This window comes from Mobiluncus mulieris ATCC 35243, from assembly GCF_000160615.1.
Lineage (GTDB): Bacteria > Actinomycetota > Actinomycetes > Actinomycetales > Actinomycetaceae > Mobiluncus > Mobiluncus mulieris.
Window position 1 is genome coordinate 776,377 of record NZ_GG668518.1, and the last position, 20,149, is coordinate 796,525.

The window sequence follows — 20,149 nt, forward strand, 5'->3', positions numbered from 1 at the left end:
TCGTTTCACTAGGGCTTTCCCTGTTAACTAACCAGTCTAGTTTTCAAAAATACATCCCGCAGCTGTTTGAACTCTTGAAGAAATCTGCGTCACCTCACTACAATCGGAATTGTGGAATTCTTTGGGATAAGCGGCTCGGAGCTGCTGTTGATTTTGGTGGTGGGGGTCATCATTGCGGGACCTCGCCACGCTGCCCAAGGAATTATGTGGCTGCGTCAAGCCTTGCAATATTTGCGCCGCTGGTCGGCGAAACTGCGCGAGGAAACCACCGCTGCTGGTAGCGGGCTGAAAGTGGATTTGTCGGGATTTGACCCTTCGCAGTTCAATCCCCGTCACCTCGTGAAAGAGGCCGTGGCCGAGGAAATGCAACTGTGGATAAAGGCCATAACTACCGGTTCCTCGCCGGAAGTCACCCAACTGGAACCCAGGGAAACTCCAGATTTCACCACTGATTCGGAAAAACCCGTGCCGGAGAGTCTGAAATTATTCGAGCCGCAGTTGCGAGCTTTGCAGGCGCTACACCAGCAAGCCCCTCATGAACCCGACGAAAACAAGTTAAGCGAAGGAAATAACTCGCCCCACCCAACCAATCCAACCACCACGAAACCCGACCCGGTCAACCCGATTGACAACAACGCCGAGGTCGGAAACCCAACCGGCTCGTCCGCCCAGACTGCACTGCCAGAGGAACAGGAGCCAATCGTCACGCCGCCACAAAATCAGCTAAGCTAGATATACGGCCTATATATAAGGAGAAACATGGTTCCCTCACACGCGGTTATGCTGTCTGTCAGCCCTATTGTTTGGATTACGGTCATTATCGTTTTGGTGGTGGTCTTTGGAGCGGCGAAACTGCCTGAAATCGCTCGTAATGTGGGGAAATCAGCGAAAGTTTTGAAGGAAGAACTCAAAGATTTGGCCGAAGATGAAAACTTTGCCGCGCCCGTCAGCCCGGAAACAAGCCAAGTACAAGCCCCCACTCAGGCAGCACCGAAGCCGGAAAACCCCGCCGACCAAAGCATTCCTCACCAGGACAATTGAGCGAATCACCAACCCCAGCTAAGGGGGTTATGACCATCGCGGCGCACCTCAAAGAGCTGCGCCGTCGGCTGATTTTCGCGTTGCTGGGTATCGCGGCGGCGTCCATCGGTGGTTGGTTCCTCTATGAGCTGGCGCTGGCGCATATCACCGCCCCGATGCGTGACATTGGGGGAGCAGAGCTAAATTTTCAAACCATTGGCGCGGCGTTGGATTTGAAATTGCGTGTTACGTTGTGGCTGGGCATATTGATGTCTTCGCCTTGGTGGATATATCAAACCTTGGCGTTTTTGTGGCCTGGATTAAAGAATCGGGAGCGCAGTTGGCTGGCGGTTTTTGGTTTTTTCGGGGTCGTGTTGTTTGCCGGGGGTGCGGTTTTCGGGGATTGGACGGCTCCGCGCGCGGTTCAAATTTTGGCTTCTTTCACTCCGCCCGAAGCAGTGATGCTACTTTCGGCCGATTCTTATATTCATTTTTATATTCGCCTGGTGATTGCCTTTGGGTTGTCGTTTTTGATTCCCGAAATCCTGGTGATGCTGAACTTTGTGGGGGTGTTGCGGGCGCGCCAGATGCTTAAAGCGTGGCGTCTCGCGGTAATGGTAGCGCTGGTGTTTTCCGCGATTGCCAATCCGTTGCCGACACCGTGGCCGATTCTGCTCCAGGCCGGGGCGTTATTGGCACTGTACTTTGGTGCGGTGGGGATTTCCGCGTTGCATGATTGTCTCCGGGGGCGGCGGCGTAAGTTGGGTTCATGCGGCTCCGCGCGAGAGTAACCCGCAGATTGGTGCCACCGCAGGGTGCTGTGACGCATGGACGAAGTCCTGAGAGCGCCACAAATGCAACGTAGCAGTGTTTAAATGTCTACTGCCGCCGGAACTCCGCTAGGGCTCTTGCGCTCCGAAAAACGGCAAGGATTTACCGTTTTAGGCGCAACTCTTTGTAACCGGCTAAATTAGGAAATCTGCCCCGCCCGGTTTTCCGTAAATATGCCGTGATTTGGGATATCACCTCATGAATTGGTAGTATAAGTTGTCCGGCTCATAGCCGGGATTAAGCGGAAGATTATTCCCACCTCTGCCCGGTACTTTGGTACGTCTTGGGTAATGGTTCGAGCACGATAGTGCAGCTGTGGCGTTTTCTCGTCACAGTCGGATGGTTTTTGCGTTTAACCCGGTTTATGGCATATCACAAGCAAGGAGTTGTCATTTCAGACGTAAGGGTTAACGACCAGATTCGCGTACGTGAAGTGCGCGTCATTGGTCAAAACGGTGAACAAATCGGGGTGGTAGCCATTGGTAAAGCCCTGATTTTGGCGCAGAATGCCGGTTTGGATTTGGTGGAAGTCGCCCCCGAGGCGCATCCACCGGTGTGCAAGCTGATGGATTTTGGGAAATACAAGTACGAGGCCGCGCAAAAGGCTCGCGATGCGAAGCGCAACCAGGCCTCTACCCAGTTGAAAGAAATCCGTTTGGGGCTGAAGATTGACCAGCATGACTACGAGGTGAAGCTTGGGCACATGCGTCGTTTTCTTGACGGCGGTGACAAAGTCAAGGTTATGATTCGCTTCCGTGGCCGCGAACAATCCCGCCCTGAAATGGGCGTTAAACTGATGAATCGCCTGGCGGAAGATATCGCCGAAGACGGGATTGTGGAATCCACACCGCGTCAGGACGGACGCAATATGACGATGGTCTTAGCACCGGTGAAAAAGAAGACCGACGCGGTTTCGGTGCAACGTAAACGTCGTGAAGATGAACGTCAGGCTAAACGGGACGCGAAAGCGGAACGTGCTTTGCGCAACCAAAAGCGGGTGGCGGAACAAGCCAATGCTCCGGTGTTGAAGCCGCTGACATTCTCGCAGCTGGGCGAGGGTGGTCTGGCCGGTTTGAAGAAAACAGACGGGGCATCGGCTAGTAAAACTGATGACGCGGCGGCACCTCATGAAGCCGACGTGAAACCAACGCCTCCTGCGGCTCAATCTGGAAGCACCAAAGCTAGTCCCGCCAAAGCCGGCAGCGCCAAGGCCGACCCTAAATCCAGCTCGGCCAAGGGCGAGCCGGGGAAACCTGTGGCCAAACGCGCCCCGCGTACCACTACGCGGCGAACCCCTAAAACTGGAGGTGAAACGGCGAACAAAACGACCCGTTCCACCACCAAGAAATCTGCCCCGAAGACCGAAAAGACGACTGTGGGCAAGACCGAAAAAACGCCGGCCGCCACGGCTCAGGCTGAAACAGAGGAGAAATAATTATGCCGAAGAATAAAACCCATTCGGGCACTAAGAAACGTTTCCGCACCACTGGTTCGGGAAAGCTGATGCGTGAAACCGCTAACAAACGCCACTTGCTGGAACACAAGTCCAGTCGCCGTACTCGTCGCTTGAGCCAAGACCAGGTAGTGGCTCCGTCTGACGTGAAACGCGTCAAGAAGCTGTTGGGTAAGTAAGGGAAAAGGAGATTAATCATGGCACGTGTTAAGCGCGCAGTCAACGCTCACAAAAAACGTCGTACCACTTTGGAGCGCGCCTCCGGCTATCGCGGGCAGCGTTCCCGTCTGTACCGTAAGGCGAAGGAACAGGTCACGCATTCTTTCGTGTATAACTATCGCGACCGCAAGGCTCGCAAGGGTGATTTCCGCAAATTGTGGATTACCCGCATCAATGCGGCCTGCCGCGCCGAAGGCATGACCTACAACCGTTTCATCCAGGGCTTGCGCCTGGCGGAAGTGGAAGTTGATCGCCGGATGCTGGCCGAATTGGCTGTCAGTGATATCACCGCTTTCAACGCTTTGGTGAAGGTTGCGAAGGATGCCTTGCCGAAGGATGTAAACCAACCGGCCGCCTAGGTAGCGGAGCGGATAACTCGAAACATGCTGGAACGTCGCGAGATTCTGGACAATCCGTCGTCTGTAAAGATGCGTAGAATTGCCGGGCTCTCGCGGCGTTCCGCACGTCTAAAATCCTCGCTGATTCGCATCGAGGGTGCCCAGGCCTTGCGTGAGGCTTTACGGTTCGCGCCGGATTCGGTGGAGGACGTGTATCTTACCGAGGCGGCGGGGGTCTCCGAGCCGGAGCTTTTGTCGCTGGTGGAGGCCGCGCCGGTGCATGGGCACTGGGTCAGTGAACGGGTTGCGAGAGTCGTGGCCGAGGCCGCGCAGGGCTGGTTCGCGACGGCCAGTTTCGCGGTTTTTCCTCCGCTTCATGAGTTGCGGGGGCGCGTAGCGCTGATTTTGCCGGAAACTCAAGATCCCGGCAATGTTGGAACCATGCTGCGCTTGGCGGATGCCTGTGGGGCGGGTAGTGTCTTTATGGGGGAACAATCTGCCGATGTGAGTTCCCCGAAAGTGATTCGCGCCTCGGTGGGATCTGTGTTTCATGTGCCGACGCCGCGTTTTTCGGATTTGGCTCAATTAGTCTCGACGCTTCATGAGTCGCAATGGCTGGTAGCTGGCACTGCTTTGGATGCCCCCTTGGCTTGGGGTTTCGAGGTGGCGAGCCAATTTGCCGACAAGAAAGTCGCCTGGATGATGGGCAATGAGGCTCACGGTCTGAATGCTGCCCAGCGCGAGTTGTGCGATGTATTGATGGCCATTCCTATGTTCGGGCAAGCTGAATCTTTCAATGTATCACAGGCTGCGACTTTGGCTTTGTGGATGACAGCGCACGCTCAAACCAGGTGACTTTTGCGAAGACTTTAAAACATGGTTTGGGGGGGCAGTCGCAAAAGCGGCTGCCCCCCCAAATATGGGTGGATATGTGAACAGAAAGCTTTATAACGAGGCGAGAGCGGCTTCGAAGTTGGGGTTTTGCGCGATGTCCTCGACCAGTTCGGTGTATTTCACTGTGCCATCAGCCCCAATGATAACAACGGCTCTCGCTAACAAGCCGGCCATGGGGGAGTCCGCCAGTTTCACACCGTAATCTGTGCCGAAGCTAGAGCGGAAACCAGAGGTGGTAATCACATGTTCAATGCCCTCGGCACCGCAAAATCGCCCCAAGGCGAAAGGTAAATCTTGGGAAACGCTGACCACCATCACATCCGGGTGAGCCGCCGCCTCGATGTTGAACCGTCTGACGGATGCGGCGCAGACCCCCGTGTCAATGGATGGGAAAATGTTGAGCAAAATCGTCTTACCCGCCAAGTCTCCCAAGGTCAGTTCGCTTAAATCCAACTTGGTGACACTAAAATCCGGGGCTTTGGTGCCTGGTGCCGGCAAATTACCCACAGTGTTTACTGGGGTGCCTTGTAAATGTGTAAGAGCCATGAAGTTACTTATAGCTTGAATTCTAGCTACACTGCGGCGGGGCGAACCACGCGCTCTGACTTGATGCACTTGGTGCAGACATTCAGATGCTTGGGGGTGCCCTTAACCAGAGCGCGAACCCGCTGAATATTCGGGTTGAAACGACGCTTATTCCTCCGGTGAGAGTGGGACACACTCATCCCAAAACCCGGTCCTTTACCACAAATGTCACATACCGCAGCCACAATTTTCTCCTGAAATCGATTCTTCACAGTCTAAAGGAGCCAAAACAGCCCCTCGCTCATAAGAGCAACCTGACAATAATAAGCCAAAAATAGGGTATGAACAAATCGAGCCCTGTTACTGCCCGTTTTCGTGGGCTTGGCCGCTAAAATAAATCTCAACCCAAGGAGCATATGTGGATGTAACCCGCCAGATTATAGAAACCAAAGATTTCTGTGCCTGGGTGGCGCATACGGCGACACTGTTGGTGCAAGCCGAGGATTTGCTTAATGACCTCAATACTTTTCCAGTGCCTAATTTCAATACCGGGACGAACTTGGCGGCAACCTGGTCAAAACTGGCAGCTGTCGCTGCGGTTTTTTCCCCGCACATCCCACCCGACCGGTTCATGGCGCATCTAGCTAGTGTGGCTGCGAAATTCCCGCGTGGTTCCAGCGGCATGTTCACGGCGGCGAGTCTCGCGGCCACCGCCAAAACCTGGCGGGAAGTTCCGCTGATTCGTCCCGTAGAACTAGTACAAGCTGTTAGCAGCATTTCTCGAGATTTCCAGAACCTTGACGGGGAAGTCAGTCTGGATTTTGGACTAACTGCCCTGGTACGAAACATCGAGGCAGAACTAGCGGAGCTCAACGTGTACACTTTGTCTGCGGTGATGGATACCACGGTGGTATGCGCCCAGCAGCTTACCGTAGATTCCGCTGATACTCACCGGGGGGTTGGGGATGCGGGATTGGCGGGGGCGTGCCTAATTTTGGCCAGCCTGGCAGATGTGGTGGCCTCAATCGAAGGGAAAACTCCGGGTAATACCGAGATTATCCAGTCCATGCTAACTGACTGGGCTGACCGGTCGCGTCCTGTTGTTAGTGCCCGGCGTGCCCAGACTCCGGGCACAGAATTCGAAGTTACTTTTCGTCACACTGGCTATGCGCGAGAAATTGGCACGCGCCGCCAAGAACTGGGCGCAACCTGTTCCGAAGTGCTGGAACTGGGGACTAAAGACGAGCTGGGTTTCGCTACTTTCACCACCCATGTTCACACGGCCGCGCCGCTGTCGATTCTGCCTCACCCTCACGAGAACATCCTGGTGGAACAGCTATCACCCCCCGAGTCTTCCCTTTGGCGTGTCGGCGCGGAAGATCCTGTGCCGGAAAAAGACAATGTGGTGTTGTTCACGCGACGTTTTACCCGCGCGGGTCAGCCTGGCAAATCCGGAAAATCCGGTGGCTCGAGTGGGTTTAGCGGCGTGGATGCCCTGGAATCGGGGATGCAACAAAAACGTCCCAAATTGGTAATCCTTAGCGAAGCTCCAGCTTTGGTGGAAATGTATGCGCGTGGCTCAGCCACGGTACTGTTGAATCCGAGCGGGACGGATTGGGTACAGTGGGCTTTGGGAAAACCACGGGGACTATCCGTGCTAATACCCAGCTCGCCCGCCACGTGGGAGCTGGCCAAGGAAATGGCACCTCATGAAACCGCCGTAGTGACCGTCGCCCCCAGCCGCGACGAACTGAGCGCATTGTGGCTCAGCGCAGGACTGGCCACTTGGCAATGTCACCGTGATGGCGATTCTGAAGCCTCGGCGCAGCGCGAAATACAGCGGTTGTGCACGCTGATTCGGGTAGAGGAAATCGGCGAAAACCTAAAGGAACAACTTGAGGCACTTTGTGCTTTTGCTCCGGGTGATACTGCTGAAATTATGGCGCTAATCGGGGCGCGTCAACCCGGCGTGGATCGGGTCAGGCTGCGTAGCATGGCCGAGGGCGACCCCCGCATTGAACTGACGATTTTTTATGGGGGGCAAAGCGGGGCAACCCTGTTGGGAGTGAAGGATGACACCGAGTGGGATGAAACCTAAACAGGCGTAAAACTACCCGCATAACCCCAGATAAACCAAGGTTTGTGCGGGGTGTTGACGAAGGAAATTTTTTGCTCCAAGTCATCTAGTAGAGTGGAAAACATGACGAATCTGGATGCGCCGTTGTCTCGCCTGGTACGCGGGAAATCCTTGGTGTCCAAGTTGGCGCACCTGGGAATCGGAACCGTGGGTGACCTGTTGTGGTATCCGCCGCGGCGAATGTATCGCTGGGGGGAGCTAACTCGTTTCGACACCCTTGTTCCCGGCACGGAAGTGACCCTGTTCGCGGCGGTGATGTCGACGCAGCTGGGCTGGACACGGCGTCACGACAAAGCCATGTTCACCGTGGTGCTACAAGATGAGCTGGGCGAAGCTTCGACGTTGTGGGGAGCTACGCGCGGACGGCTCACCGTGCGGTTTTTCGCTAAACATCCTGCTGCCTTGCAGTTTCACGCTAGCCGCCTGGAAAAAGGCACAATTGGGGTGTTTGCGGGTAAACTCTCGGGGCGGGTGGATGGTTTTGGTGGCTCGGGGGAGGCTTTTTTGGCGCATCCGGAATACCAGGTACTCCAGGATTACGACCCGGAGGTTGCTCGTGAGCTCTCCTTGCGCCCGCAACCCCTGTACCACGCTACGGCCGGGTTGCCTTCGTGGAAAATCGAGGGATTGATTACCACCATCTTGGCTGGGGTGGAGGAAATCCCCGAGGCTATCCCCGAGGATTTGCGTGCGCGCTGGGGTTTGCCGACGGCTGCCGAGGCCTTGCAGTGGCTGCATCACCCTCCGGACGAGGCCTCTCATGAATGTGCCTTGGATTATTTACGATATCGCGAGGCTCTGACTTTGGGGGCAGCGCTGGCAAAGGCTCGTCAGCAGGCTCGACTGCGTCCGGCGTGGGCTTCGCCGGCGGAAGTCAATGGGAATGGGGTGATTTCTGCGGACAGTTCACCGGGTGGTGGCTCTGCGGGTGCTTCTGGGGGTGGTTCCGGGGTCATGAGGTGCCATTCGGAAACTGCCGCCACGTCTGACAAAGTGGATATCTCTGGGGGTGGGAAAACCCTGGTGGAGCGGTTCCTTGCCCAGTTGCCTTTTGAACTAACCGCCGGGCAGCTTCGCGCCTGGCAGGAAATCTCGGCTGATATGGCCACGGAAGTCCCGATGAACCGGTTGTTGCAAGGCGAGGTTGGCTCGGGGAAAACGGTTATCGCCGCCCTCGCGGCGATAACCGCTGTCCAAAACGGGTGCCAGGCTGCTTTTATGGCACCCACAGAGGTATTGGCACATCAGCATTTCGAGACCCTGAAGAAACTGCTAGGAAATCTGGGTTGTTCCCCTTCGGGCTTGGACGGCACTAAGCCGGAGGGTGACGTGGTAGGACTGCGGTTACTGGTGGGTTCCACCCCAGCCAAAGAAAAATCCGCCCTGCAAACGGCGCTGCAAACCGGGGAACCCTTGATTGTCGTGGGAACCCATGCCTTGTTGAGTAAGTCTGTGAAGTTTTCCAAACTGGGTTTGGCGGTAGTGGATGAACAACACCGTTTCGGGGTGGAACAGCGCGTGGCACTGTTGGCGGCGGGTCAGCGCGCCCCACATTTCCTGGCGATGACCGCCACTCCGATTCCGCGCACGGTGGCAATGACTGTGTTTGGGGATTTGGATGTTTCGGTGCTCGCCGAAATCCCTCGGGGACGCGGTGAAGTAAAGACCTTTTTAGTCTCGGAAGATAATGTGGCTTGGGTGGCACGTGCCTGGCGGCGCGCGGCGGAAGAAATCTTGGATGGCGGCCGAGTTTACGTCCTTTGTGCTCAGAAGGCACCTCATGAACCCGTCCCGGGGGACACGGCGGAAAAACCCGACACCGCACCACTCGCGAAACCAACCACCACTGTGCCTTTAGAGGAAGAATTTGGCGGTGCGTCGGGGAACGTGCCGACCTTGGCGCCGGGGCGGGTCTTGCACAATGTCGAGGACACGTTCAGACGGCTGCAAGCCTTGCCGTTTTTCGCGGATACCACTATCACTTGGGTGCATTCCGGCTTGGATTCTGGGGCTAAGCAGCGGGCGATTGCTGATTTTGTGTCCGGGGTGGCGCCGCTGTTGGTGTCTACTACTGTTATCGAAGTCGGTATGGATGTCCCCGAGGCTTCGATGATGATAATTCTGGATGCGGATCGTTTCGGGCTGTCCCAGTTGCACCAGTTGCGTGGGCGTATTGGGCGGGGGGTGCGTCCCGGGGTGTGTCTGGCGATTGCGCCCCTGAGCCTGGCGGACACCCCGGCGCGAGAACGCCTCGAGGCTTTTGCTTCGACTCGAGATGGTTTCGCCCTAGCAGAAGCCGATTTGCGGATTCGCCACGAAGGCGACGTCCTGGGCGATACTCAAGCGGGGCGTAATTCGAGGCTCCAAGTATTGTCCCTGGTTCAAGACGCAAAAATTATCGAGGCCGCCAAACAAGCGGCCGAGGAAATCGTGGCCGAGGATGCCCAGCTGGCCAATCACCCCGAACTGGCGCGCCTGGTGTTCGGACTGGGGCAGGGGGGTGAGAATTTGCGTAAATCTTGACCCATATCCCCATTTCTTTGAACCATTTAGTTTAATTCTTGGGTGCGACTTCCAGGAAGCTCACTTGGGTGTCGCCGTAGGTTTTGGTGGTACGGTTCATGAGTTGCGGGGGTAAATCTGGTAGTACTGCCCGCGAAGAACTTTCTAAAATAATGATTCCTGCGGGGGCAAGATGTGTTGCTACGCTCGACAAAACTTGGTCGAGAATTCCAGAATCCAGGGTATAGGGTGGGTCGATGAACACCAGGTCGAAACGCTCGTTGGCACCTAATGAAGCGGCAAACCGAACCGCGTCCGCACCCACTACCTGCACCCGCTCCCCGGCACTCAGAGCTGCCGCATTGGCACGCAAAACCTGTACAGCACCCCGGGCAGAATCCACCAGCATCGCGTCTGTTGCCCCGCGAGACAAGGCTTCCAAACCCAGTGCTCCGGAGCCGGCAAAAATATCCAAAACCCGTGCCCCGGCAATAACACCTTGGGAATCCAGGCGGGAAAAAATCGCTTCGCGCACCCGTTCCGAAGTGGGGCGAGTCCCCGAACGCGGCACTTGCAAAACTCGTCCACCCCAGGCTCCCGCTACAATCCGTGTCATAGCCCCAAGCCTAGCTTAAAAGCCGCTAACCTTAATAGCGTGACTACAGCGTTATGCCCCGGAACCTTTGACCCCTTTACCTTCGGGCACCTTGATATGGTGCGCCAATGTCTGGCTTTTGCTGACAACGTGGTGGTGGGAGTGGCTGAAAATGTTTCAAAGACCCCCTTGTTTACCCCGGAAAAACGCCAGGAGCTGGCCGAGAAAACATTACGGGAAGCCGATTTGGATACTCTGGTTAACGTCGAGATTATTCCCGGTTTATTGGCGAAATACTGCCAGAAACGTGGAATCGATGTTATTGTAAAGGGGGTGCGCAACGCCTCGGATTTCGATTATGAATCATCCATGAGCCAAATGAATTTGCATTTGGGGGCGCCCCCCACGGTTTTTGTGGCTGGTAGGCTCGGGCTGGCGCATATTTCGTCTTCGATGGTCAAGGAAGTGGCTCGCTACGGGGTGGATATTTTTGACATGGTGAACGTAGAGACCGCCGCAGCGCTCTATGATGTGTTTAGGATAAAACCGCCGCAGGCACGAGGTAAAGTAATCGCAGCCAGATTTGACCAAAACGGGAAGTAAACCAGGAAAGGAGAGTTGGGAAAGTGAGTAATACCGAAACCACCGATGCCGATATAACCGACAAAACCGATAAAACCGAGGAAACCACGGGGATGCCATCGGAAAATACTGGGGCTGATAGCAAGGAATCGTCGCAGGTCAAACCTGGTTCCGAGCCGGCCGAGCCAGCCGAGCCAGCCGAGCCGACGGAGGCCGAGCCCAACAAAGAATCGAACGGCAAATCGAACCATAAACCCGCTGACAAACCAGGCAAAGAACCCGAGGCTTTGACTTCGCAACAGATGATTGCCCAGCTTAACGCCGAGGATTACAAGGGCTCGGAGTTGATGGATGTTTTGGCTGAAATAGAGGCGCTAATCTCGCAGGCCAGATCCTTACCCATGAGTCCTTTCGTGCTGGTCAACAAGGCACAAGCGCTGTCTTTGCTGGATTCTGCCCGCGAAGCCATGCCAGCTGATATCCGCATGGCCAACCAGATTGTGGCTGGAGCCAATGCGGTGATTGAGCGCGCCCAAGAGGAAGCCAATGAAATCCTGGCTAAAGCCCAATCAAAGTCGGAACAGATTCAGGCCGATGCCCATGCTCGCGCTGACGAGTTGATTAACAAGGAACGCATTGTAGTGATGGCTCAGGATCGCGCCGAACAAGTTATTGAAAAGGCTACTAAAATAGCCGAGAATCAAACCAGTGGCGCCGATAAATACTGTGAAGATAAACTTGCGGAACTCGAGGGTATCCTCCGGAAAATGCAGGAACAATCCGCTGCGGGACGAAAGGTTTTGAAGGAACGCGCCAAGTTTGACCCCGAAACGGCTAGTGAAATGAAAGAGACTCATGACTAAACACCCCGACTCTCCCTCCGGAGAAACCGCGTGTCCCGCTCGTCCCGCTCGGCGTGATAAAACTGGCTCTCCCTATCGCCTTGACCTGCACGCTTTGCCGGGCAATCCCGGCTCCCGCCTGGAGTTTGACTGGTGTTTCCCGCTGAGTCCAGAGTGGACCAACAGTGTGGTTACGCTTGAAGGCACGGAAATCCCATGCCGCGTCGAGCTTACGGCCGTCTCTGAGGGCATCTTGGCTCACATCACCGGCGAGGTGGGGACGGTGGCGCAATGTTCGCGTTGCCTCGATCCTGTTCATGAGGTGCTATCCCTGGACGAAACCCAAATGTTCTTTTTCCCTGAATCTTTGGACTCGGCGCGCGAGCAAGCCGGAGAAGACAGCGTAGACATCCTCGAGGTCAGTGATGACAACCAAATCGACTTGGAACCTTTACTGCGGGACAACTTGGTGTTAGCCCTGCCCAATTTGCCGTTGTGTGATGAAAACTGTAGAGGCTTGTGCCCCGATTGCGGCGAACGTCTCGATATGCTGCCCGCCGACCACCACCACGAAAACGTCGACCCGCGCTGGGCGGCTTTGGGGGACTTGGCAAAGTCGCTGCGGGAAAACCCGGAGGGAGAAAACTAGTGGGAACAGCTATAAACCGCGCGATGCAACTCGATGCTACCTCCGCTGCGTCAAAACTGGATACCTTGGAGCCCTTATTAGAGGCGTGGGGTGAGCGTCTTGCCCCAGATTTATTGGTTTTGGCAATGACCCATCGGTCTTTTTCGCATGAACACGGCAAAACTGGGTCGCGCGGAACCAATGAGCGTCTCGAGTTCCTGGGGGACGCAGTGTTACAGATTATCGTCACGGAATATCTTTATCGGAATTTCCCCGACGAACCGGAGGGCACTTTGGCGCAAATGCGTGCGGCCACGGTTTCCCAAACCCCCCTGGCTGAGGTGGCACGAAAAATCCACTTGGGAGAGTACTTACGACTGGGAGTGGGCGAGGATCGTCAGGGCGGTCGCGACAAGGATTCGATTCTCTCGGACACCCTCGAAGCTTTGATTGGGGCAACTTTTCTGTCTTGTGGCCTGTCTGTGACCCGGGTAGTGGTAGAGCGTCATTTGCGACGTTTCTTGCGTAATGCACCGCGCCGTGCGGTTACCTTGGACTGGAAAACAACGCTCCAGGAGCTACTCAGTGCTGCCGATTTGGGCGAGGTCACCTACGAGGTGGTCGCGACCGGTCCCGATCATCAAAAGCATTTTTCGGCTCAGGCTCTGGTGGAGGGTGAGAACTGGGGAGAAGGACAGGGGAGTTCCAAAAAAATCGCGGAACATCAGGCGGCCGAAGCTGCTGTCGCCACTTTGGCGCAACGCTGTCCCGAGGTAGTCGGCTCGGAAATCCGCCAGGATTTGTTCCCGGGTGGGAATCCTGATGCCTGAATTGCCTGAAGTAGAGACGATTCGCCGCAATCTTAGCTCGCACCTCTTGAACACGTGCGTTACCGCCGTAAGTGCCCCAACGCATCCGCGTAGCTTACGTTTCCAGCCGGGCGGGTTTTCGCGGTTTCATGAGTTGCTAGTTGGAAAGCGACTTGAATCAGTATCACGCCGGGGCAAATTTCTGTGGTTGGAGCTTTCCGGGAATCAAACCGCCTGGTGTTTCCATTTGGGCATGTCGGGACAGTTACGCCTGGCAGCTGGGGATATAACCGCTTTGCCGCATGAGCGATTGCGCTTCACCCTAGATAACGGATTGGAACTGGTGTTTTGTGACCAGCGCACCTTTGGTCATACCGAGGTTCGCGCCTTGGAGCCCACGACTGATGGGGCTCCAGGCGGGATGGGAACCGAGCAGGCACTGCTGCCTGCGGGTCTAGGCCATATTGCCCGTGATGTGCTCGATCCGAATTTGGATGTGAGCTGGGTTGTATCGAGGCTGCGAAGCTCGCGCCGCGCGATTAAAACTAAGTTGCTTGACCAGGCAACGGTGTCTGGAATCGGGAATATTTATGCTGATGAAACCCTGTTTGCGGCGGGGGTTCATCCTGCGACCTTGGCGAAGAATCTGAGTGGGGAGGATTTGCGTAACCTGCTAGAGGTTGCCGCTAGTGTCATGCGCCACGCCCTGGAATTTGGGGGTACGTCTTTTGACCAGCTGTATGTGGATTCGTGGGGCAATCCCGGGGATTTCGCTTCGGAGCTGCAGGTTTATGGTCGTGGCGGCCAGGCTTGTCATCAGTGTGGCCAGGCTCTGGATAAGATAGTGCTAGACGGGCGAGCTACGGTGTTTTGCGCGCACTGCACGCCCGCACATCACCCCGCAGTAAGAAAGGCTGATTAATGATTGAACCCGCCGAGACTCGTGTGATGATTGTTGATGACCACGAGATTGTGCGCCGTGGCATTGCGGAAATTGTGGATCGTGCCCAAGGGCTGGTGGTAGTGGCAGAGGCCGGTAGTGTCAGCGAAGCCCTGTCGCGCGCGGAACTGGCTAATCCCAACGTGGTGTTGGTGGATTTGCAGTTGCCGGACGGTACCGGGATTGACTTGATGGGACAACTGCGGATTTTAGTGCCCGAATCACGTTGTATCGTCTTGACTTCTTTTGATGATGATGCGGCTTTGGCGGAATCTCTCGAAGTAGGGGCGGCGGCGTATCTGTTGAAAACCGTGGCTGGAGTCGAGATTGCCAATGTTATCAAGGCCGTGGCTGCTGGGCGGACACTGCTCGATGAACGCACCGTGACGCGTTCATCTTCCAAGCATGCCGACCCCACCGAGAGTCTGACTCCGACGGAGCGAAAAATCTTGAATTTGATTGGCGACGGGCTTTCGAATCGCGAGATTGGTGAATCCTTGGGAGTGGCCGAGAAAACTGTCAAGAATCACATTACCGCGTTGCTTTCCAAGATGGGCTTGCAGCGGCGTACCCAGGTGGCCGCGTGGGTGGCTTCTCAGAAGGCTGCCGCCTGGAGACAGCCTTCAGTGCGTTAAATACACTGCGGGTGTTATCCGTTATCCGCTACGTTTTGTTTCAATCGTAAGGATGTTACTACCATATAGTCGATTACGCGCTCAGGGGAATGCACCAGGTCAGTTTCGCGCCTCGCACTCCATCGTCGCGGTTTTCCAGGTTCATCTGTCCGAAATACACCGAGGCACGTGCCGCCATATTGGACAGCCCAGAATGCCGTCCCACAGTTTTTTCCAGTCCCACTCCGTCATCGGTAATCTCGAGGCGCATTAAGCCGTTTTTTTCGGTTTTCAGGGGTACATTGGGGCTGATTCGGGGGCAATCATGAGGTGCTAGTTTGGAATCTGTCCAGATTTGAGCTTCAACCATTACTTCGGTGGCGTGGGCGTGACGAGCCACATTCGTAAGTCCTTCCCGTACCACGGCGATGGCATCGGCTATTTGGTTGTCGTCAAGGATTCCAGCCAAGCGAGCTTGTAGTTCGTGAGTATTGTCTTTTCGGAACAGCTCGTTGTTCAGTTTCAATACCAGTGAGGGCGCGAAACCTAGGGATCGTCGAGCTAACGAGGTTTCGTGTCCCAGACCTCCCACCAAATCCAGTTCGGAGGCATCCGCGTCTTTCAGGCTGCTGACGATGCGGCGAATCTGGCTGATGGATTCCCCTACTGCCGTCAAGGCCAGGTCGAGTGTTTTCGATACATCATCGTCGGCGATTTTCCCAGATTCCAGGTCACTTTTCAGGGATTGTAACTGGAGAGAACTGGCAAAGAGTTGTTGTATTGCTAGGTCGTGCAAATCCCGGGCGATGCGTTGGCGTTGCTCCAGCAGGGTGGCGCGATCCTCGGCGTGGCGGATAGCGGACAGACGTAATGCAAGGGTGGCTTTTTTCGCCAAATCTGCGGCGGCCTTCAAATCTGGCTCGGTGAACTCGGGTTTACCTGGATTACGGAACAGGATAATGACCCCGGTGGCTATCCCGTGGTTGCTCATCGGGGCGTAGAGTGCGGCTCCGAATCGCGACAGGGCGGGGATACGCAAAGAATGGGCACGTTCCATCGAGGGCACGATTATGCCCACATTGGAGTGAATCACCTGTTGGGCACGTCCTTCGGGAGGAAATTCGAGTCCGAGCATTTCTGATTGGGCTTCTCCGGCGGTAATCTCGCTGATGTACTTGCCGCCTAAACTCGGCAACACAATCAGGGCTGTGTCGGCTTGGGCAGCTTTCAAGGCTGAGCGGCAAATCAAACGCAGGGCAGCTTCTTCGTCGGTGTCTTCCAGTAGCGCCACGGTGATACGTTGGCTCATCTCGTTGTAACGGTTTGAGGTTTCCAGTTTCAACCGCAAGGTTTCCAGGGTTTCTTTGGTTTCTGCTTCGGATGGATGGTGCTTTTCAGACATAGGTTTTTTCCTGTTCCAAAGCCCAGCGGTATTCCGCTTGTCGTTCAACCAGTTCAGCGTGGGTTCCGCGAGCGATAACCTCGGTGGTGCCTCCTGTTTCGGTTTTGGCCATCACCAGTACCTCGTCGGCGGCTCCTAATGCGGATAAACGGTGGGTTACCAGCAGTACCCCGCGTTCCCCGCTTTTTCCGGTGGTCAGCAAATCGCCCACTAGCTGGTCGGCCATTTCTCCGTCCAAATGTTCCCCTGGCTCATCTAAGGCTAGCAGTCGCGCCGGGGATGCCAAGGCGCGTGCTAGGAGGATGCGGCGTCGTTCTCCGCCGCTCAGTGCGGCACCATCCATCCCCAGGGTGGTCTCTAGGCCGCGTGGGGCGGCTTGTAGCCAGGTTCCCATCCCAGCTTGTATCATGAGTTTCTCGGCTTCTACCGATCCCACATTATTCCGGGAGACCCGGATGTTCTCTAAGACGGAGGTTTGGAAAATATGGGCATCCTCGGCGGTCATAATAATCGTGGTGGCGACATCTTCGCGAGGAATCTCGCTCAGAGGTTTTCCCCCCAGAGTTAGGGTGCCGGAAACGGGCTGAATCAATCCCGCTAGGGTGTACAGTAGCGTGGATTTACCGATTCCTGATTGCCCCACCACAGCCAATGCTTTACCAGGGCGCAGTTCCAGATTGATACCATGCGCTACCACTGGGCCACCCGGCCATCCGATAGCGAGGTCTTGCGCAACTAAAACCGGTTCTATTTCCACCGTTGACGCTGCGTCAGTGGCAGCGGTGCTTCCAGATTTTTTCGCGCCAGCGGTGTCAGCTTCATCAGACGGTATAACCACCACTGGGTGACTAGCTGTCAGAGCTTCTTCTTGGTCTTCGCGCTGTATCCGTTCTAGGGCGGCTTCGACTGATTTCTCTCCCCCCATCAGTTCCACCAGTCGCGAGGTTGCCGCCCCGGAGGAAACCAGTTGTACCGCAGCGGGTGCCAACTGGGCGGTGCCTTCGAAAGCGGCCAGCGGTGCCAACACTAAAATTGCCAGATTTACGTCCCACAGTTGGCCGGATAACACCAGGGGAGTCCCAATCAGGAACCCGCACAGTACCGCCAAACCCATCGCAAAGTTATCAATGAAACTGGCGATGGCAGCGGGTCTCGCAGCCTGGTCTTTCAAAGCTTGAATGTCTTGTTCCACTGATTCAAGGTGTTCCTTAGCTTCGGCCAGCCGTCCGGAAACTGCCAATTCCGGGGCGTTCATCAACAGGGTTTGGGCACTGGCGCTGAGCTCGATTTGGGCGTGTTGCGCCGCCAATTCGGCAATTCGGGCGGATCGAATCGTTAACATCGGTCCCACTACTCCGGCCAGCAGCAGACACAGTGCCAAAGCTAGGGCAGCCAGAGGGGAATAAAAAGCAAAAAGAATCACGGTGCCCAATCCGGTTATTGCCGTCACTGTTACCGGTAATACCGATTTCACAACGAAATCCCCTACGGAGTCGACATCCCCCCCGGTACGTGCCAAAATTTCGCCCCGTCGTAAAGCCGCAATATTGTTGGTGGGGCGATCGGCCAGAATTCGGTACACGGTGTGGCGCAGGTTCGCGACTCCCACCAGCGCCACCTTATGCGAGGCCAGTCGTTCCAAATACCGAAACAATGCCCGCCCAATCCCGAACATACGTACGCATACGGCGGTTATCGCCAAGTCCATCCACAGTGCGTCGGGTTGAGAGGCACGCGCAATCATCCACGCGGCAATCACCGATAGTCCGATGGCGCTGACCAAAGTCAGCACACCCAGGCCGATAGCCAAGGACATATTCCCGTGTTTCAGGTGCATCATTCGATAAGTCAGTTTCAGACTGCGGATTTCCTGGCGGGTCATGAAAGGACTGACCTTTACGGTTTTTTTTGTAGTTTTCTGGAGCCGGTTCATGCACTTACCTCCGCGTCAGCAAAGTCAAGATTCAATATTAGGGGTGGTAGGTCTTCCCGCCCGTCGGGTTTGCGCCGTCGGGGACGCGGTTTTGGTTTCGCGGCTTGTTCAGCGAGAATCTGGGCTTCTTTCTCGGCGGGGGTGAATTCCCTGGTAGTGACGGGGATGATTTCATCGGCTAGGTTCAACACGGCTTGACGGTGTGCAATGACCACCACGGTTTTCCCAGAGGCCTTTAGAGCGCGAATCCCTTCGATTACCAGAGTTTCCAGACTGGCATCTAGATGTGCCGTGGGTTCGTCCAAAACGATGAACTGGGCGGTATTAACCAGGGCTCGGGTCAGTGCCAAGCGTTGCCGTTGCCCCACCGACAGTCCGACCCCACCCGCTCCAAGTTTGGTATGCCACCCAGCGGATAGTGACTCAACTACTTCGGCGAACTTAGTGGTTTGTGCCGCTTTCATGAGTTGCGGACTTGGGTTTGTGCCGCTTTCGCCCAGGTTTTCTAACACTGTCCCGGGCAGAATGGCGGGATTTTGTGGTACCCAGGCGCATTGTTTCCACCAGGAGGCCGGGTCTATATCCCGCAAATCCGTCTGGGAACCAGTGGTATCTTGCACGGTTATTGTCCCCGAATCCAGGGTCTGCAGGGCTAGTAGGCTCATAGCAGTGGTAGTTTTCCCAGCCCCGCTCGGTCCAGAGAGTGCGTAAATCTTTCCTGGCTCTATCAAAGCGTTAAGCGAGGCTGGAGCCCACATTCCCCGGGCTTTCACCCCAACGTCTTTTAATTTCAAGGTGGCGGTTTCCAAATTCGGAGCTGTTTGGGTGCCGGTTTCCGGCAGGGGAACCTCTAAAATAGTAAAAGCGGCTTCCGCAGCGGTGACTCCGTCGGAGGAAGCGTGAAACTGCTTGCCCACCTGCCGTAGCGGTTCGAAAACTTCGGGGGCGAGCATAATCACCACTAGACCGGTAAACAGGTTCAGTTGCCCGCCCAGCATCCGCCAGCCGACCTCTACGGCGACAATAGCCACACACAGGGTGGTGAGGAACTCGAGCACTCCGCCGCTCATGAAGGCAACCCGTAGAGTTGCCATGGTGGAACGCGTGTATTCATAGCCCACACTTTTCACCTGACGGGCGGGTTCTTTTTCGCGTCCCAGAGCCTTCAGAGTGGCTAATCCGGCCAGCAAATCCACCAATTGCCCCCCCATACGTTTCATAGAGGCCAAACGCTTATCGGCATACTCTTGGGTCAGTTTCCCAATCAAAATCATGAACAGGGGGATAAGAGGGATAGTGATTCCCGTGGCGATGGCACTGGGCCAATCCAGAATCAAAATCACCAACAATGTTGCGGGAGTTACGGTCGCTGAAAGTAAGAGTTGCGGCAGGAAGAACACAAAGTATGCGTCGAGATCTTTCAGTGCCTGCACCACAGTGGTAACCGTGTCTTGGGCATGTTGGGTTTGCCAGCGCGGACCGAGTTTAGTGGCGTGCGTCAACACTTTGCCCCGTAGTTCCTGGATAGCGCCGCTGGCGGCACGGTGGCCGAACCACTGGCGAATCAACAGGGTAGTGGCTCGGGCAATCAGCACTCCCAGCAGTCCTAGCAAGGTTGGGGTGATTACTTCGAAACCGACATGGTGGCTGATTACCGCTGAGGCCGCGTTAGCAATCAGCAAATCCTGGCCGATAATCAAGGCTGCGGAAAGAAATCCTAATACCGTGATGAAGATGATATATCCACGCGCGCTTTTCGCGTATTTCATGAGTCTCGGGTCTAGTGGTTTCACACCTTAACATTGTCATAAACCGAAGAAATAATCTATTTGTGTAAAAACTGTTGGGCTCGGCTTTACAGCCGAGCCCAACAAAAATGTGGCCA

Annotated in this window: 21 protein-coding genes; 15 read left to right on the forward strand and 6 right to left on the reverse strand. The window is 55.6% G+C overall.

The genetic code is table 11. The features are described 5' to 3' along the window. The first annotated feature begins 111 nt into the window (after nucleotides 1-111). The 7 genes from HMPREF0577_RS03280 (at nucleotide 112) to HMPREF0577_RS03310 (ending at nucleotide 4,716) form a co-directional block, all read left to right on the forward strand. Nucleotides 112-732, forward strand: a complete 621-nt coding sequence (locus HMPREF0577_RS03280) for a Sec-independent protein translocase family protein (protein ID WP_004012248.1) — start codon at nucleotides 112-114, stop codon at nucleotides 730-732. A gap of 27 nt (nucleotides 733-759) precedes the next feature. Then, entirely contained in the window at nucleotides 760-1,041 is a 282-nt protein-coding gene (locus HMPREF0577_RS03285) for a twin-arginine translocase TatA/TatE family subunit (protein WP_004015739.1), read from the forward strand. Between the two features lie 29 nt (nucleotides 1,042-1,070). Continuing rightward, nucleotides 1,071-1,811 (forward strand): twin-arginine translocase subunit TatC, encoded by a 741-nt coding sequence (gene tatC / locus HMPREF0577_RS03290; protein WP_004012250.1) that lies wholly within the window; start codon nucleotides 1,071-1,073, stop codon nucleotides 1,809-1,811. Nucleotides 1,812-2,215: 404 nt separating this feature from the next. Further along, entirely contained in the window at nucleotides 2,216-3,286 is a 1,071-nt protein-coding gene (gene infC, locus HMPREF0577_RS03295; protein ID WP_004012252.1) for a translation initiation factor IF-3, read from the forward strand. Nucleotides 3,287-3,288: 2 nt separating this feature from the next. Beyond that, entirely contained in the window at nucleotides 3,289-3,483 is a 195-nt protein-coding gene (gene rpmI / locus HMPREF0577_RS03300; protein WP_004012253.1) for a 50S ribosomal protein L35, read from the forward strand. A gap of 18 nt (nucleotides 3,484-3,501) precedes the next feature. Next, entirely contained in the window at nucleotides 3,502-3,882 is a 381-nt protein-coding gene (rplT, locus tag HMPREF0577_RS03305) for a 50S ribosomal protein L20 (protein ID WP_004012254.1), read from the forward strand. 24 nt (nucleotides 3,883-3,906) lie between these two features. Beyond that, nucleotides 3,907-4,716, forward strand: coding sequence for a TrmH family RNA methyltransferase (locus tag HMPREF0577_RS03310; RefSeq protein ID WP_004012255.1), 810 nt, complete (start codon nucleotides 3,907-3,909; stop codon nucleotides 4,714-4,716). A gap of 90 nt (nucleotides 4,717-4,806) precedes the next feature. Here the strand turns inward: HMPREF0577_RS03310 and tpx are convergent, their stop codons facing one another. Next, the gene (gene tpx, locus HMPREF0577_RS03315; protein WP_004012256.1) at nucleotides 4,807-5,301 is read right to left on the reverse strand and encodes a thiol peroxidase; all 495 of its coding nucleotides are present in this window, start codon (nucleotides 5,299-5,301) and stop codon (nucleotides 4,807-4,809) included. Nucleotides 5,302-5,327: 26 nt separating this feature from the next. Next, complete coding sequence (gene rpmB, locus HMPREF0577_RS10825) at nucleotides 5,328-5,525, reverse strand: 50S ribosomal protein L28 (protein ID WP_004012257.1); 198 nt, start codon at nucleotides 5,523-5,525, stop codon at nucleotides 5,328-5,330. Between the two features lie 173 nt (nucleotides 5,526-5,698). On the opposite strand from rpmB, the gene HMPREF0577_RS03320 reads away from it, so the two are divergent. Together HMPREF0577_RS03320 and HMPREF0577_RS03325 are read left to right on the forward strand one after the other, a co-directional pair. Beyond that, nucleotides 5,699-7,378: a hypothetical protein gene (locus HMPREF0577_RS03320; RefSeq protein ID WP_004012258.1), complete on the forward strand. Its 1,680-nt coding sequence runs from the start codon at nucleotides 5,699-5,701 to the stop codon at nucleotides 7,376-7,378. Between the two features lie 102 nt (nucleotides 7,379-7,480). Next, nucleotides 7,481-9,940 (forward strand): ATP-dependent DNA helicase RecG, encoded by a 2,460-nt coding sequence (locus tag HMPREF0577_RS03325; protein WP_004012259.1) that lies wholly within the window; start codon nucleotides 7,481-7,483, stop codon nucleotides 9,938-9,940. 31 nt (nucleotides 9,941-9,971) lie between these two features. On the opposite strand, the gene rsmD is transcribed toward HMPREF0577_RS03325, so the two are convergent. Next, nucleotides 9,972-10,535 carry a 16S rRNA (guanine(966)-N(2))-methyltransferase RsmD gene (gene rsmD, locus HMPREF0577_RS03330; RefSeq protein WP_004012260.1) on the reverse strand — a complete coding sequence of 188 codons (564 nt, stop codon included), beginning with the start codon at nucleotides 10,533-10,535 and terminating at the stop codon, nucleotides 9,972-9,974. Nucleotides 10,536-10,574: 39 nt separating this feature from the next. Between rsmD and coaD the strand changes: the two genes are divergently transcribed. The 6 genes from coaD to HMPREF0577_RS03360 are packed head-to-tail and all read left to right on the forward strand — an operon-like array spanning nucleotide 10,575 to nucleotide 14,950. After that, nucleotides 10,575-11,117: a pantetheine-phosphate adenylyltransferase gene (gene coaD, locus HMPREF0577_RS03335; RefSeq protein WP_169769901.1), complete on the forward strand. Its 543-nt coding sequence runs from the start codon at nucleotides 10,575-10,577 to the stop codon at nucleotides 11,115-11,117. Nucleotides 11,118-11,140: 23 nt separating this feature from the next. Then, nucleotides 11,141-11,959 carry an ATP synthase subunit B family protein gene (locus HMPREF0577_RS03340; RefSeq protein ID WP_004012265.1) on the forward strand — a complete coding sequence of 273 codons (819 nt, stop codon included), beginning with the start codon at nucleotides 11,141-11,143 and terminating at the stop codon, nucleotides 11,957-11,959. Next, nucleotides 11,952-12,587 (forward strand): YceD family protein, encoded by a 636-nt coding sequence (locus HMPREF0577_RS03345; RefSeq protein ID WP_004012266.1) that lies wholly within the window; start codon nucleotides 11,952-11,954, stop codon nucleotides 12,585-12,587. The genes HMPREF0577_RS03340 and HMPREF0577_RS03345 overlap by 8 nt, the downstream gene beginning before the upstream one ends. A gap of 23 nt (nucleotides 12,588-12,610) precedes the next feature. Then, nucleotides 12,611-13,396 carry a ribonuclease III gene (gene rnc / locus HMPREF0577_RS03350; protein WP_004012267.1) on the forward strand — a complete coding sequence of 262 codons (786 nt, stop codon included), beginning with the start codon at nucleotides 12,611-12,613 and terminating at the stop codon, nucleotides 13,394-13,396. Beyond that, nucleotides 13,389-14,297 carry a bifunctional DNA-formamidopyrimidine glycosylase/DNA-(apurinic or apyrimidinic site) lyase gene (gene mutM / locus HMPREF0577_RS03355; protein ID WP_036342251.1) on the forward strand — a complete coding sequence of 303 codons (909 nt, stop codon included), beginning with the start codon at nucleotides 13,389-13,391 and terminating at the stop codon, nucleotides 14,295-14,297. Before rnc ends, mutM begins: the two co-directional genes overlap by 8 nt. Continuing rightward, nucleotides 14,297-14,950, forward strand: a complete 654-nt coding sequence (locus tag HMPREF0577_RS03360; RefSeq protein WP_004012269.1) for a response regulator — start codon at nucleotides 14,297-14,299, stop codon at nucleotides 14,948-14,950. Before mutM ends, HMPREF0577_RS03360 begins: the two co-directional genes overlap by 1 nt. Before the next feature lie 73 nt (nucleotides 14,951-15,023). Here the strand turns inward: HMPREF0577_RS03360 and HMPREF0577_RS03365 are convergent, their stop codons facing one another. From HMPREF0577_RS03365 to cydD, 3 genes are read right to left on the reverse strand one after another with little or no spacing between them, the layout of a single operon-like run. Further along, nucleotides 15,024-16,331 carry a sensor histidine kinase gene (locus tag HMPREF0577_RS03365; protein WP_004012270.1) on the reverse strand — a complete coding sequence of 436 codons (1,308 nt, stop codon included), beginning with the start codon at nucleotides 16,329-16,331 and terminating at the stop codon, nucleotides 15,024-15,026. After that, nucleotides 16,324-18,264, reverse strand: a complete 1,941-nt coding sequence (gene cydC, locus HMPREF0577_RS03370) for a thiol reductant ABC exporter subunit CydC (protein ID WP_004012271.1) — start codon at nucleotides 18,262-18,264, stop codon at nucleotides 16,324-16,326. Before cydC ends, HMPREF0577_RS03365 begins: the two co-directional genes overlap by 8 nt. Continuing rightward, nucleotides 18,261-20,057: a thiol reductant ABC exporter subunit CydD gene (gene cydD, locus HMPREF0577_RS03375; RefSeq protein ID WP_004012272.1), complete on the reverse strand. Its 1,797-nt coding sequence runs from the start codon at nucleotides 20,055-20,057 to the stop codon at nucleotides 18,261-18,263. Before cydD ends, cydC begins: the two co-directional genes overlap by 4 nt. Nucleotides 20,058-20,149: the final 92 nt, after the last annotated feature.